Source organism: Streptomyces sp. NPDC060049 (assembly GCF_042736715.1).
Lineage (GTDB): Bacteria > Actinomycetota > Actinomycetes > Streptomycetales > Streptomycetaceae > Streptomyces.
Window position 1 is genome coordinate 55,034 of sequence record NZ_JBHWVV010000019.1, and the last position, 13,557, is coordinate 68,590.

General features: G+C 70.9%; 12 protein-coding genes. 8 read left to right on the plus strand and 4 right to left on the minus strand.

The window, feature by feature from the left end:
* Positions 1 to 32: 32 nt before the first annotated feature.
* Complete coding sequence (locus tag ACFWBY_RS29770) at positions 33 to 1,883, minus strand: glycoside hydrolase family 15 protein (RefSeq protein ID WP_385340251.1); 1,851 nt, start codon at positions 1,881 to 1,883, stop codon at positions 33 to 35.
* A gap of 109 nt (positions 1,884 to 1,992) precedes the next feature.
* On the opposite strand from ACFWBY_RS29770, the gene ACFWBY_RS29775 reads away from it, so the two are divergent.
* The 6 genes from ACFWBY_RS29775 (at position 1,993) to ACFWBY_RS29800 (ending at position 7,608) form a co-directional block, all read left to right on the plus strand.
* Positions 1,993 to 2,154: a hypothetical protein gene (locus ACFWBY_RS29775; protein WP_385340252.1), complete on the plus strand. Its 162-nt coding sequence runs from the start codon at positions 1,993 to 1,995 to the stop codon at positions 2,152 to 2,154.
* A gap of 10 nt (positions 2,155 to 2,164) precedes the next feature.
* The gene (locus ACFWBY_RS29780) at positions 2,165 to 3,451 is read left to right on the plus strand and encodes a DUF2254 domain-containing protein (protein WP_385340254.1); all 1,287 of its coding nucleotides are present in this window, start codon (positions 2,165 to 2,167) and stop codon (positions 3,449 to 3,451) included.
* A gap of 6 nt (positions 3,452 to 3,457) precedes the next feature.
* Positions 3,458 to 3,892 carry a TetR-like C-terminal domain-containing protein gene (locus ACFWBY_RS29785; protein ID WP_385340256.1) on the plus strand — a complete coding sequence of 145 codons (435 nt, stop codon included), beginning with the start codon at positions 3,458 to 3,460 and terminating at the stop codon, positions 3,890 to 3,892.
* Positions 3,893 to 4,246: 354 nt separating this feature from the next.
* Positions 4,247 to 5,617 (plus strand): hypothetical protein, encoded by a 1,371-nt coding sequence (locus ACFWBY_RS29790; protein ID WP_385340258.1) that lies wholly within the window; start codon positions 4,247 to 4,249, stop codon positions 5,615 to 5,617.
* Positions 5,614 to 6,186 carry a potassium channel family protein gene (locus ACFWBY_RS29795; protein ID WP_385340260.1) on the plus strand — a complete coding sequence of 191 codons (573 nt, stop codon included), beginning with the start codon at positions 5,614 to 5,616 and terminating at the stop codon, positions 6,184 to 6,186. The genes ACFWBY_RS29790 and ACFWBY_RS29795 overlap by 4 nt, the downstream gene beginning before the upstream one ends.
* A gap of 33 nt (positions 6,187 to 6,219) precedes the next feature.
* A complete protein-coding gene (locus tag ACFWBY_RS29800; protein WP_385340262.1) occupies positions 6,220 to 7,608 on the plus strand; it encodes a chloride channel protein in 1,389 nt (462 codons plus the stop codon).
* 17 nt (positions 7,609 to 7,625) lie between these two features.
* Here the strand turns inward: ACFWBY_RS29800 and ACFWBY_RS29805 are convergent, their stop codons facing one another.
* From ACFWBY_RS29805 to ACFWBY_RS29815, 3 genes are all read right to left on the minus strand, one after another.
* The gene (locus ACFWBY_RS29805) at positions 7,626 to 7,931 is read right to left on the minus strand and encodes an SHOCT domain-containing protein (RefSeq protein ID WP_385340264.1); all 306 of its coding nucleotides are present in this window, start codon (positions 7,929 to 7,931) and stop codon (positions 7,626 to 7,628) included.
* Positions 7,932 to 7,975: 44 nt separating this feature from the next.
* Complete coding sequence (locus tag ACFWBY_RS29810) at positions 7,976 to 8,401, minus strand: DUF6325 family protein (protein ID WP_385340278.1); 426 nt, start codon at positions 8,399 to 8,401, stop codon at positions 7,976 to 7,978.
* Positions 8,402 to 8,563: 162 nt separating this feature from the next.
* Positions 8,564 to 9,550, minus strand: coding sequence for a YhjD/YihY/BrkB family envelope integrity protein (locus ACFWBY_RS29815; protein WP_385340266.1), 987 nt, complete (start codon positions 9,548 to 9,550; stop codon positions 8,564 to 8,566).
* Positions 9,551 to 9,848: 298 nt separating this feature from the next.
* Between ACFWBY_RS29815 and ACFWBY_RS29820 the strand changes: the two genes are divergently transcribed.
* Together ACFWBY_RS29820 and ACFWBY_RS29825 are read left to right on the plus strand one after the other, a co-directional pair.
* Positions 9,849 to 11,042, plus strand: coding sequence for an MFS transporter (locus ACFWBY_RS29820; protein ID WP_385340267.1), 1,194 nt, complete (start codon positions 9,849 to 9,851; stop codon positions 11,040 to 11,042).
* A gap of 498 nt (positions 11,043 to 11,540) precedes the next feature.
* Positions 11,541 to 13,526, plus strand: coding sequence for an RICIN domain-containing protein (locus ACFWBY_RS29825; protein WP_385340268.1), 1,986 nt, complete (start codon positions 11,541 to 11,543; stop codon positions 13,524 to 13,526).
* Positions 13,527 to 13,557: the final 31 nt, after the last annotated feature.

Consider the following 13,557-nt stretch of genomic DNA (forward strand, 5'->3'; position numbering starts at 1 on the left):
CGGGGACCGAGCCGGAGCCTGCCGTGTCCGCCTCACGACATCGTTCCGGCGTGCGCCCGCTTGAGGGTCGCGTCGAGGGTGATGGCCGCATCGATCAGCGCCAAGTGCGTGAACGCTTGCGGGAAGTTGCCCAGCTGCTGCCCCGTCAGGGCGATCTCCTCGGAGTACAGGCCCAGGTGGTTGGCGTAGGTGAGCATCTTCTCCAGCACCAGCCTGGCCTGATCGGTGCGTCCGGCCCGCGCCAGGGCGTCGACGTACATGAACGTGCACAGGGAGAAGGTGCCCTCCGAGCCGCGCAGTCCGTCGGGTGACGCTTCGGGGTTGTAGCGGTAGACCAGGCTGTCGCTGACCAGTTCGCGGTCCATCGCGTCCAACGTGGACTTCCACATCGGGTCGTCGGGGGTGATGAACCCCACCGTCGGCATGCGCAGCAGCGACGAGTCGAGCACATCGCTGCCGTAGTGCTGCACGAAGGCCTGCTTCCCGGGGTCCCATCCCTGGTCGAGCACCTGCTCGTAGAGCCTGTCGCGCTCGGTGACCCAGCGGCCGCTGGCCGCCGGGCGGCCGTCGTCGTGGGAGATCCGTATCGCGCGGTCGAAGGCCACCCAGGACATCACCCGGCCGTAGGTGAAGTCCTTCCTGCCGCCACGGGTCTCCCACAGGCCTTCCCCGGGCTGGTCCCAGTGGTCGACCAGCCAGTCGAGAAGCGTGTGCAGCGCCTTCCACCCCTTGGTGTCGAGGTGGATGCCGCGCTGGTGCGCGAAGTAGATGCTGTCCAGGGCCTCGCCGTAGATGTCCAGTTGCAGCTGGCTCGCGGCTCCGTTGCCGATGCGGACGGGCGCGGAACCCCGGTACCCCTCCCAGTGGTCCAGCGTCTCTTCGACCAGGTCGGAAGAACCGTCGACCCGGTACATGATGTTCAGCGGCCCGGTGCCGTTGCCATGGCCGGCTTCTTCCTTCACCCGGTTGTGCAGCCAGTTGATGAACGCCGTCGCCTCTTCCTTGAAGCCCAGGCCCAGCAGCGCGTAGACCGAGAAGGAGGCGTCACGGATCCAGGTGAACCGGTAGTCCCAGTTGCGCTCTCCGCCCAACTGCTCCGGCAGGGCCGTCGTGGGGGCGGCGATCAGGGCGCCGCTCGGCGCGTAGGTCATGAGCTTGAGCGTCACGGCCGAGCGTTCGACCGCCTCGCGCCAACGGCCCGAGTAGGTCGACTGGCTGAGCCACGAGCGCCAGTAGGCGACCGTCTCGTGGAAGAGCTGCTCGAACTCCGCCACCCGGACCTCGCGGGGCGGCCCGCCCGGAGACGACTCCATGACCAGGCCGCGCTGCTGACCCGCCTGCAGGGTCAAGGTGAACCGCAGGTCCTTGTCGCCCGAGAGGATGTTCAGCAGCCGCTCGTCCTGCGGCTCACGGACGGCGTGGACCGCCAGGTCGAGATCCTCCGAAGTGAACAGGGCCCCGTGCTCCGTGATGTGGAGCTCGTGCGGCTTGCGGCCGTAGTCGAACCGGGGCGCGATCTCGCCCTCGAAGGTCATGCTGCCTCGTACGCAGCGCAGAATGCGGACCAGTCGGTGCCGGTCCGTGGCGGTCGTCCCGGTCACCGGCATGAAGTCGACGACTTCGCCGGCCCCGGCCTCGGTCATGAAACGGGTGACGAGAACGGCGGTGTCGGGGTGGTAGAGCTGCTTGGTCGCGTAGGTGCCCGCGGCCGGTCTGACGGTGAAGTGGCCGCCCTTGCGCCGGTCGAGCAGAGCGCCGAAGACGCTGGGCGAATCGAAGCGCGGACAGCAGAACCAGTCGATCGTCCCGTCGGTGGCGACGAGGGCCGCGGTCTGCAGATCGCCGATCAGGCCGTGGTTCTCGATCGGGGGGTAGTCGTCCATCGTGAGCCCCTCTACTCCGCCCGGGCCGACAAGGATCCGCCGCTACATCCGGGTCCGACTCGTACGAGGCGTACGGCACCGGTCTCAGAGCTGCACGAGGACGCGATCGGTGCCACAGGCCAGCTTAGGCCGTCCGGGCACGACCGTCCTGCCGAGCCCGCCGGTGCGCGGCACGGCCGCCGTCCTGCTGCTGCGCCTGCGCCCGGACGGTCCTACCGTGAGGGCAGCGGGACCCGTGAGCGGAGTCGGGACCTTCGACGAGGGGGCGTGAGGTGAATGCCGTGACGTCCTGGGCGGCGAGATTCAGACTGGGGCAGTACGTCAAGGCCAGTCTGTGGATCGTGCCGATGCTCGGTCTCGTCCTGGGCGGCGTCCTCGCCGAATGGGCCATCAAGGCCGACGGAACGGGTGTGCCGCCGAGCGGCTGGCACTATTCCGCGACTACCGCGAGCGGTGTGCTCACCGCGATCGTCGGGGCGATGGTGGCGCTCCTCGGGTTCGTCGTCACCATCGGCGTACTCGTCGTCCAGCAGGCGACGGGGACCCTCTCTCCCCGGTACATGCGCCTGTGGTACCGGGACCGGCTGCAGAAGGCGGTGCTGGCGACCTTCACCGGGACCTTCGCGTTCGCCTTCTCCTTGCTGCGGAGCATCGAGGACGACTCCGTTCCCGACCTCGGCGTCACCCTGGCCGGCGGGGCGGTGGCCGTCAGCCTCGTACTCCTGCTGATCTATCTGAACCGCTTCACGCACAGTCTGCGGCCGGTGGCCATCGCCGAGCTGGTCACGCGCATGGGAAAGGGCGTTTTCACGACCGGCGCCGCGGTGATCCGCGAGGCCGCGCCCAACCCGGGCGAAGACGTACCGTCCGAGGGCCCCGTGATGCGCGTGCGCACCGAACGCGGCGGCGCGATCCAGGCTTTCAACCTGGCCGGGCTGGTGGCCGAGGCGGCGCGCCACGACTGCGTCTTCGTCGTCACCAGGCTGATCGGGGACTTCGTACCGCCCGGTGGCGTCCTCGTCGAGGTCTACGGGGGCACGTCGCAACCCGAGCCCGGCCGGATCACCGGTCTCGTGGCACTCGGAGCCGAGCGCACCATCGAGCAGGACCCCGCCTTCGCCCTCAGGGTCCTCGTCGACATCGCCATCAGGGCCCTCTCCCCGGCGGTGAACGACCCCACGACCGCGGTGCAGGTGCTCAATCACATCGAGTCGTTCCTGCACGTGATCGGCAGGGCGCGTCTGCCCGGCCGCTACGTTCTGGCCGATCGGCAGGAGCACCCCAGGCTCGTGCTGCCCGGGCGGGACTGGGCCCGTTATCTTCAGCTCGCCGTCTGTGAGATCCGGGACTACGGAGCGTCGTCCGTGCAGATCTGCCGACGACTCCGTTCGCTGCTCGACGGGCTGCTCGACTCCCTGCCGTCGCCCCAGCTCCCCGCGGTACGAGCCGAGTTGGAATTGCTGCGGGAGTCGATCGAGCGGGAGTTCCCCGACCCGGCCCGCCAGGCCATCGCGCGGTGTGCCGACCGCCAGGGCATCGGCGGGCACGACGAGGGGCCGCGGCCGTAGCCCGCCGTGTACCGGCGATGGCCCACCAAGCAGGACCTGATCATCGCCGCCGCCGAGACCCGCATCGGCGTACCGGCCGTTCCCGATCTGGGCGACTTCCGTGCCGAGCTGCATCACGTGCTCACGGCCCGTCCGGAGGCCTACGGGCTGCCGGGTTCGGACCGGCTGATCGCGGGCCTGATCGGGGCGGCGGCCGAGGCGGGCTCGAGCCGACGCCAGTACGCGCAGTACACCGAGCGGATCACGAGCGAGACGAGGCGCATCCTCGAACGGGGAATCGCCCGCGGCGACGTGGGACCGGACACCGGTGTCCGGGCCGCGGCCACGCTGGTGGCCGCGCCGCTGCTCTTCCGGCTGATCGGTGAGCAGGAGATGCCCGACGCCCGCTTCGTGGACGCCCTGGTCGAGCTCGTCGCCCGTGCCGTGGGCCCGGCGGCCTGACGGCCGCCGGCTTCGCTTCTCCGGCTGATCTTCCGTGCTGCGGCAGAGCCGGTAGGCCGCGTTCATCCGACCGGCCGTACGCGACCCGCCGCTCCCCGGTGGCAGCTTTCCGGGACCTGACGGCTCACATGGACTACGGGAGCACGGTTCTCCGCACGAATGTTCGCCCAGGTGGGTGAACTTCGGCGCGCCGTCGTGCTCGTGACCCTCGGTGGCGCCTTCACGGCGGCGCGCCCGGGGACCCGGTGCGGCACGGCTCGGGTCGCGGGACCCGCGAGAGGCGCCTTTGCTGGTCTGGCGGCGGGTGCTTCGCCGTTCGCGGACACCCGCGGAGTGCTCTTGCAGGAGATCCCCATGAAACCTGAGCCCAGCCAGCCGGATCCCTCACACGGCACCCCCATGTCGGAGGCAGGACGTGGCCAGAGCGAGCTGGCGGATCTGCACCGGCGGATCGCGGAACTGGAGGGAGGCGGGCGGCCGACCCACCATCGGTGGCGGTCGGCCCTGTCCGCCGTCCTGGTGATCCTGGCCGCGTTCCTGTCCGTGCTGTCGGTCGTCGCGGTGTGGACCAACAGCATGGTGGAGGACACGGACCGCTACGTCGACACCGTCGCGCCGCTGGCCCAGGACCCGGCCGTCCAGACGGCGGTGACCAACCGAGCCACGACGGTGATCCTCGAAAAGATCGACGTGAAGGAGCTGGTGGGGGAGCTCTCCGCAGCGGCCAAGCAGGAAGGGGCTCCTCCTGCCGCCGCCAAACTGATCGGTCAGCTCAGCGGTCCCATCGAGAACGGCCTCAAGGAGCTGGTGAACAGCACGGTCCGCCGGATCGTGTCGAGTTCCGCGTTCGAAACGCTGTGGACGGACGCCAACCGCGTGGCCCACCGGTCCCTGGACAAAGCGCTCACGGGCGAGGGCGGCGGCGCCGTGACCCTGAAGGGCGATCAGGTGGCCATCGATGTCGGCCCCATCATCGACCGGGCCAAGGACGAGCTGGTCAAGTCCGGCTTCGAGCGCGCCGCGAGCATCCCCGAGGTGCACACCGACTTCGTCGTGTTCTCGTCGGACGAGCTCGCCAAGGTCAAGACGTACACGCGGATCCTGCAGATCCTCGGCTCGTGGCTTCCGGTGGTCACCGTGCTGATCGCGGCGGCAGCGGTCTTCCTGGCGGCCCACCGCCGGCGCGTGCTGGTGACGACGGCGCTCGCCGTGGCCTTCGGAATGCTGGTTCTCGGTGTGAGCCTGACCGTCTTCCGCGGCATCTACCTCGACCGCCTGCCGCCCGAGGTGTCACAGGACGCGGCCGCCGCCGTGTTCGACGCGCTCGTCAAGTTCCTGCGGGCCACCATCCGTGCCGTCGCCGCCGTCGCCCTGGTGACCGCCTGCGCCGCCTTCCTGACCGGCCCCTCGCGCGCGGCGGTCACGATCCGGCAGGCGTGTTCGGGTGGTATCGGATCGGTGCGGAGCGCCGCCGCGTCGGGGGGCCTGCACCTCGGCGGGGTGGGGCGCTTCGTACACCGCCACAAGCGGTGGATCGGCGGTCTCATCCTGCTGGTCGCCCTGATCGTCCTCGTCACCTGGTCGTATCCGAGCACGGCGGTCGTCTTGTGGATCGTGGTCGCGGTCCTGGCCGCCTTCGCCGTCCGCGAGTTCCTCGACGACGATGCCGGCGCGGCGGACACAGCCGGCCCGTACGGCGGCGGGAAAGAACCGCGGGCCTCATGAGCACGTCGCAGGAAGAGGACCGGGGCGGGTGGCTCCGGCCACGCAAAGTGCTCCTGCTCCGGTCACTCCTGCGGTCCACGGCCGTGGTGGTCGCGGCCACCACGGGGTACTACCTGCTGCCCCTCGACAGTGATCTCGACCAGCACACGGCCACGGTGCTCGTCCTGGGCCTGTTGGGGCTCGGCGTACTGCTCACCCTGCAAGCGGTCAGCGTCATCGGTTCCCCGCACCCCCGCTTGCGCGCCATCGAGGCGCTGACCTCCGCCGTACCGCTCTTCCTCCTGCTCTTCTCGGCCACCTACTTCGTGTACGCGCAAGAGGAAGGAGCGCGTTCCTTCTCGGAGCCGCTCAGCAGGAACGACGCCCTGTACTTCACGGTGACCGTCTTCGCCACCGTCGGCTTCGGCGACATCGTGCCCGTCTCGCCGACGGCCCGGGTGCTGACCACCCTCCAGATGGTGGCCGACCTCATCCTGGTGGGCGTGATCGCGAAGGTCATGGTGGGAGCGGTACGGATCGGACTGGAGCGGCGCGGGTCCCCTCCGGCCCCGGAGCAGCGTGAATCGTGACCCCTTCGCCCCCGGCCTGGAAGGACTGAACCCATGACGGCGCCGAACGCCCGCCCGGCCCCCTCCGGCGAGCCCGAAGAGCTCGAAGAGCCCTCCGAGGCCGACCGGTTGCGGGATCTGCTCCGCACGCCCGCATACCGCAAGCTCCTGGTCTTCAGCTCCCTGATCGGTATCCCGATCTCCTTCGCCGCCTTCTGGTTCCTCGTCGCCCTGCACGAGCTGGAGCACGTGATGTGGGCCGACTTGCCGAAGGCCGCGGGCTGGGACACCCCGCCGGCCTGGTGGCCGCTGCCACTGCTCGCCGTGGCCGGTGTCATCGTGGGGCTGGTGGTGACCCGCATGCCGGGCGCGGGCGGTCACGTTCCCGCGTCGGGCCTACACGCGGGAGGGCCCTCGGCGGTCGCTCTGCCCGGGGTGGTCATCGCCGCGCTCGCGAGCCTGCCGCTCGGTGCGGCCCTCGGTCCGGAGGGGCCGCTGATCGCATTCGGCGCTGGTCTCGCCCTGCTCTTCCGCAGCCTCGTCAGAGCCCCCGCCACCCCGAAGAGCACCGCACTGCTGGGTGCGGCCGGCGCGGCGGCGGCCATCGCCGCGATCTTCGGCAATCCGCTCGTCGCCGCGGTGCTGTTGATCGAAGTGGCGGGCGTGGGTGGTCCGCAGCTGTTCGTCATCATGCTTCCCGCGCTGCTGTCGAGCGGTGTGGGATCGGTGGTGTTCACGGGCTTCGGACGCTGGACCGGCCTCGAGACGGCCAGTCTCACCGTCCACTTCTCCACGCCGCCCCCGCTTCTGGACACCGGTGACGTGGTGTGGTCGATCGTGCTGGCGGTCGGCATCGGCGCCCTGGTGCACCTCTTGGTCGCCGGGGGCAGGCTGACCGCCTCCTTCGTGGCGACGGCCCCGTTCCATCGGACGGTGATCTGCGCGACCGCCGCCGGGGGCTGCGCGGCCCTGTACTCGGTCGTCACGGGCCGTTCTCCGGTGGAGGTCGCCTCGTCCGGCCAGGCCTCGCTCGCGGCGATGGCTTCCGATCCCCACGCGTGGCCAGTGGCCGCGCTGGTGGCCGTCCTGCTGTTCAAAGGCGCCGCGTACGCCCTCTGCCTGGGCAGCCTGCGCGGTGGCCTGGTGTTCCCCGCCCTCTTCCTGGGCGCGGCGGCAGGAGTGCTGTTCGCTCCGCTCCCCGGACTCGGAGTGATTCCCGGTTTCGCCGCGGGCATGGCCGCGGCGTCCGCAGCCGCTCTGCGGCTGCCCGTCAGCTGCGTGGCCCTGGTCGTCCTGGTGCTCGGCAACACCGAGACGGTTCCCGTGGTGATCCTGGCGGTCGTGACGGCCTTCGCCACCTCCGAGCTGCTCACGCGGAGCCCGTCCGACGCGAAGCGCCGCCCGCGGAAGAAGGCCGCGGGCGGCGGTGGCGTGCGGTCCTGACCGGACGCGCGGGACCGTCAGGGCTCGAGGATGCGGCGCTTTTGGGCCTCGAACTCGTCAGCGGAGAGCACCCCTTGTTCCTTGAGCTCCCCGAGCTCCTTCAACTGGGCGATCTTGGTGTCCATCGACGCCTCGTAGGCGGGTGCAGCGGGTGCGGCCGCCGGAGCGGGTTCCGGCGCGCCGTACGCCGGCGCGGCGGCGGTCTGCGTGTCCTCCTGTTGCGCCCATCGGCCGGCCTGGCGGCGCGACACCCGGTTGGAGACGGCGGTGGCGGTACCGGCGATGACTGCGGTGCGGGCGACCCCGCGAAGTAGACCGGGCATGGCAGGAGTCCTTGTCGTGGGGCGGGTATCACGGCATCACGGCACTAGGCGGAACCGGCCTCGACGGCTTCCAGAGATGCCAGCAGGTCCTCGACCGGGATCCGTCCGCCGGCCACCATCCGGGCTCCGCTGCGGCGCAGGGCCGATGCCAGCGGCGCGGCCCACAGGTTCTCGTACACGATGACGCCCGCGGAATTCCCGGGTTCGAGTACGGCGGCGGCCTCTTGCAGGTCGTCCTCACCGAGCAAGCCCGAGGACACCCCCTCGAAGACGGCGAGGTCGAGCTGACCGTCACCGTCCATGTCCCTGATCTCCAGCGCCCTGACCGAACCGTCCGTGTCCTTGCTCACGAAGGACAGGTCGAGGATGCGGATGACGTGCCGGTCGACGAGATCGAGCAGCAGGGGCAGGCCTTCGCCGGTCATGCGATTACCGGGAAACTCCAAAACGAGGTAATCGACAGGTCCCATTTCGGAGAATTCATCGACGCTCATTCCGACTCCTCGCCTGGTGGTCCTCTGGCGTTGTGCGACAGCCGCACCCGCCGACAGCACTCGTCACCGCCTTCAATTCCAACACCGCGGGACCGTGAGCGCACCTTCGGGCCCGCCTCGTTCCCGGTCCCTCGGACGTCACAGACGGCCCGCCGGCCCCTCCTCGGGGCCCCGCGGCGCGGGCGGGCTGCCCAGGCGGTGGGCCAGGCCGGTCTCCTGCGCGAGAACGGCGCCCGCGGTGATGCTCAGGGCGACGGCCGCGCAGACCACGATCAGCCACGACAGAACGGTGAAGACCGGGCCCAGCGACCCGTACTCGGCCAGCGTCCGGTTGAGGGCCACGGGCATGTAGATCTGGGCCCCGAGCGACAGGGCGGTGATCGAGACCGCCGTGATCACCGCACCGGGCAGCAGCGGCAGCCAGGGGATCGCCCCTCCCAGCAGCAGGTGCTGGCTCCACCACCACAAGGCCGTCTGGCACAGCAGCGTGACGGGAATGCCCAGCCACAGTCCGACGCCGAAACCGTCACGCAGCGGAGCCTGCACCACCAGGACGGACAGCCATACCGTGATCCAGACGAGCCAGCGCCAGGGGGCGACCTTCGTTCCCCCTTTGGGGACATTCCAGGCCCGCTTGCACAACCGCTGCATCGCACGGCTCACCGCAGTGGCGGAGAGCAGCACCATCAGGGACCCGACGAAGCCGGTGGCTTCCTGGAGGGATTCGGTGCCCGACCGGTACACCTGCTCCAGTTGCTCGTTCGCGCCCCCCGTGAGCCCGAAGACCGCGCGCACGGAACTGAGGAGCTGGTCCTGCACGCCCTGCGGCGCGAAGGATCCGAACACGAAGAGGAGCGGGACAGCGGTCAGGAAACACTGCGCCGCCAGCCTGGTGGCGGCGTCCAGGATGTTCACCGAGATCATCCGGGCGGTCAGGTGCGTGATCACGGGGAAGCGGACTTCGGCGCCGCGCTGCATACGACGCGCGGTCACCGTCACGTCACGGGACTTGCCCCGCCACCAAGACGGCCGCAGGGCTCTGCGCCGACCGGCGGCCTTCTCCTCGGGGGCGGGCGCCGCGACGTCCCCGTCCGCCCCGTCCCCGCGACGGTTCCCGGGCTCCATGTCCGCCATCAGGAGGGCCGGGGCGTGCCGGAGCCCCGAGGCGTGCCGGCCACCCTGATCGGCGTTCCTCCACGAGTCGACATGGTGCGGCTCCTTCCCTCGTCCAGGGTGGGGGACCGCGCCGTGCCCAGCACCTCGAGGGACGTGGTGCGCGGCACGCGGGCGACGTAGCTCCACCGCGTCAGGAGGGAGGCGTTCGGCGGCCCCGGTCGTGGCTCTCCTCTGTACGGTGGGGGCGGCGGCGCGCCGCGCAGGTCAGGCCGGGTCCGGGACGCCCCGCGGGTTTACCGTCGGCGGCATGGACGGTGATCGCCGAGGCTGGCGCCAGTGCTTGCTCAGCGGGGCGGTGTTCGCCGTGTGCATGGCCGGCACCACCCTGCCGACCCCCCTCTACGGGCTCTACCAGCAGAAGTTCGGCTTCTCCGAGCTGATGGTGACCGTGGTGTACGCCGTGTACGCCTTCGGGGTCATCGGTGCGCTGCTGCTGGCGGGCAATGCCTCGGACGCCGTGGGCCGACGCCCGGTGCTGTTGACGGGGCTGGGTTTCGCGGCGGGCAGCGCCGTCTGCTTCCTGTGCGCCGAGGCGATGGCCTGGCTGTACGCGGGGCGGCTGCTGTCGGGTCTGTCCGCCGGACTGTTCACCGGGGCCGCCACGGCGTACGTGATGGAGCTGGCACCGCGGGGCGGCGCCTCGCGGGCCACGTTCGTCGCGACGGCCGCCAACATGGGCGGGCTGGGCTGCGGTCCGCTGCTCGCCGGAGTGCTCGCGCAGTACTGCTCCTGGCCGCTGTACCTGCCGTTCGCCGTGCACCTCGCGCTGGTGGCCGGCTCGGCGGTCGTCCTGCTGAGGCTTCCCGAGACGGTGGGTGAGCGGCGGCCGGTGAGCACCGTACGGCCGCAGCGTCCCGCCCTGCCCGCCCAGGTGCGGGCGGTGTTCGGGCCGGCGGCGATCGCCTCCTTCGTGGGGTTCGCACTGTTCGGCGTGTTCACGTCCGTCAGCCCGGCGTTCCTCACGCAGTCCCTGGACGTGCACAACCATGCCGTGATCGGGCTGGTGGTCGCACTGGCCTTCTTCGCCTCGACCGCCGGGCAGCTGGCGGTCGGCCGGGTCGGGGCGGGGCCCTCGCTGCCGCTCGGGTGCGCCGGGCTCCTCGCCGGGCTGGCGCTGCTCGCGGGCGCGCTGTGGTGGGATCTGCTGTCGCTGGTGGTGCTGAGTGCCCTCGTCGGCGGGTTCGGGCAGGGGCTCGCGTTCCGGGGGGCGCTGTCCGCGGTGGCCGGGGCGTCGCCCGCGGACCGGCGGGCGGCCGTGATCTCCATGCTGTTCCTGGTGGCGTACACGGGCATCTCGGTGCCGGTGATCGGGGTGGGGTTGCTGGTGGACCCGCTCGGGCTGGAGGGTGCGGGGCTGGTGTTCATCGCGTGCATGGCGGTGCTCGTCTCGGCGGCGGCCCTCTACCTGCTCCGGCGTCCCGTGCGGGCCGCCGGGGCCTGAGGCGCCGTGACCGGCGGGGGCTTGCGTGGCGAGCTGCCCCTGGTGCGCGTGGTCGCGCTGATCGCCGGTATCCCGGTCCGGACGTTCCGTCAGCGGTGCGCGGAGAACGCCGCCGCGCTCCACTGAGACGGCCGGGCACCCGAGTTCCTCACGGGTCGTGACGGAGGGAATTCGACAGGTAGTAATTAGATGAATCCCTGACTGAATTCCTGTCAATAGACCGGCGCTGCTTATCTCGATTTGATAACGACTCCCTTCGATAAGGCCTGGACCAATGCGCATGACGCGCGTAACTAGCCTTATTCCTAGCTTAATTGAGTGTTCGTCAGATCCAGCAGCCACGTAACGGAACGATTTCTCGAAGCGCGCTCCTCTTTGTCCGAATTCTCCGCCGCATTCGTCTGGCAGGCTTCCGCGCACCCACTCATCCGACCCAGACTTGAGGTGCCCATGCCAGGACGACGCAGACGGCGTGAACACCGCCGCAAACCGCGACGGTTGATACTCCTCACCGCCGCCATGGCCACGGCGGCGGTGTTCGCCGCCGGCCTCGCCTACTCCGGCCTGGGTGACGACGCCCAGGCCGTGCCCGTACAAGCCGCCGCGGAAGCCGCCGCACCGGCCGCCGCGCCCGCCCGGGACCAGGAGCCCGAACTCCTCGCCGCCGCGCCCGCGAACGAGAGCGCGCGCGGCATGGTCTACGACGGCCTCGCCCCCGCACCGAAGGGCGACCGGTGCGCCGGCGTCTACCGGACCGGCGCCGGTCATTGCACCCATGGCCCCGACGCCCCGCCCAAGGGCGTCGACATCACGAAGGACATAGCGCCCGCCGTCAAGGCGTCGGCGCCGGCCGCCGACCCGGCCCGCCCCGCCGCCGACGACCCGGCGGCCGGCGAAGGCGGTGGGCGCCCTCAGGACGCACCCGCCGCCGACGCCGACCGCGCCGCCGACAAGTCCGCCGCGCCCGCGCCCTCCGCCGCCGGCCAGGACGTCGCCGCCGGCCCCGCCGGCCAGACCGTCCAGTGCGACGGCGACGGCAGCACCGGCAACCGCGTCCAGGTCGTGTACGTCCACGGCCCCGGCCGTGACCGCTACTCCGAGTACGTGGCCTCGTTCCGCAAGTGGGCGGCCGACGCCGACCTCATCTACGCGGCGAGCGCCCAGGAGACCGGCGGGGTCCGCCACATCCGCTACGTGACGGCCGCCGACTGCACGCCGACGGTGCTCAACATCGAGCTCGCCGACTCCGCGCTGGCCGAGTTCAGCGCGACCAACGCCGCGCTCGCCGGCAAGGGGCTCGACCGCCGGGACCGCAAGTACATGATCTTCGCGGACACCCAGGTCTACTGCGGCATCGGCACCTTCAACGGCGACGAGCGGCCCGGCCAGGCCAACCTCAGCAACTTCGGCCCCTCGTACGGGCGTACCGACTCCGGCTGCTGGGGCGGCCACACCGCGGCGCACGAACTCGGCCACAACCTGGGCGCGGTCAACAACAGCGCGCCCAACACCAGTCGCGGCGCGCACTGCACCGACGAGTTCGACGTCATGTGCTACTCGGACACCCCGTACTACCCGCAGATGCGCAACATCTGCACCAACCAGGCGTCCGAGAACATCCTGGACTGCAACCACGACGACTACTTCCACACCAGCCCCAAGGCCGGCAGCTACCTGGCCACGCACTGGAACATCGCCGACAACCAGTTCCTGATGCGGAACAAGGGCGGAGGAGGCACCGACCCCGGTCCGAACCCGAACCCGAAGCCGAGCCCGACGCCGACCAAGAAGCCCACGGGCGGGCCGGCCGTGACGGTGGCCCAGCTCCAGTCCGACTCCGCCGTCGTGAGCTGGCCCAAGGTGGACGGCGCCGCCTGGTACCAGGTCCTGCTGAACGGCAAGCACCTGGCCTGGGTCCAGTCGCCGGTGCTGCGCGTCTACAACCTCCGGGCCGACACCTCCTACACGGTCGCCGTGTCCGTCCGTGACGGCGCCGGGCGGGACAGCGGACCCGGCAAGGCCGCGTCCTTCCGCACGAAGGGCACGGGCGGCGGTGCGACCACCCCCGGCAGCCGGTACCTGCTCGGCAACGGCAGCACCGGCATGACCGCCGAGGTCTGGGGCGGACGCAGCGCCGACGGCACCGTGCTCGTCGGGGCGCGTTCCAACGGATACGCCCAGCAGCAGTGGTACTTCGACGACGCGGGCAGCGGCCTGGTCCGCATCCGCTCCGCGGTCTCCGGCAAGTGCCTCCAGCCGGGCGGCACTCCGGCGGCGGGCATGTGGGTCGCGCAGCAGCCCTGTGGCGGCGGCGCGCAGGCCTGGAAGCTGACCTCCCGCAGCGGTGCGGTGACCGTCACCGACCCGAGCGGCGGCTTCGCGCTGACCGTCAGCAGCCGCCCCTACTACGGGAACTGGCTGCTCGACCTCCAGCGCGCGGACGGCCGCCCGGCGCAGGCCTGGACCGTGCAGAAGGCCGGCTGACCCTTCCGGCCCCCTGACGTCCCTCCGGCGG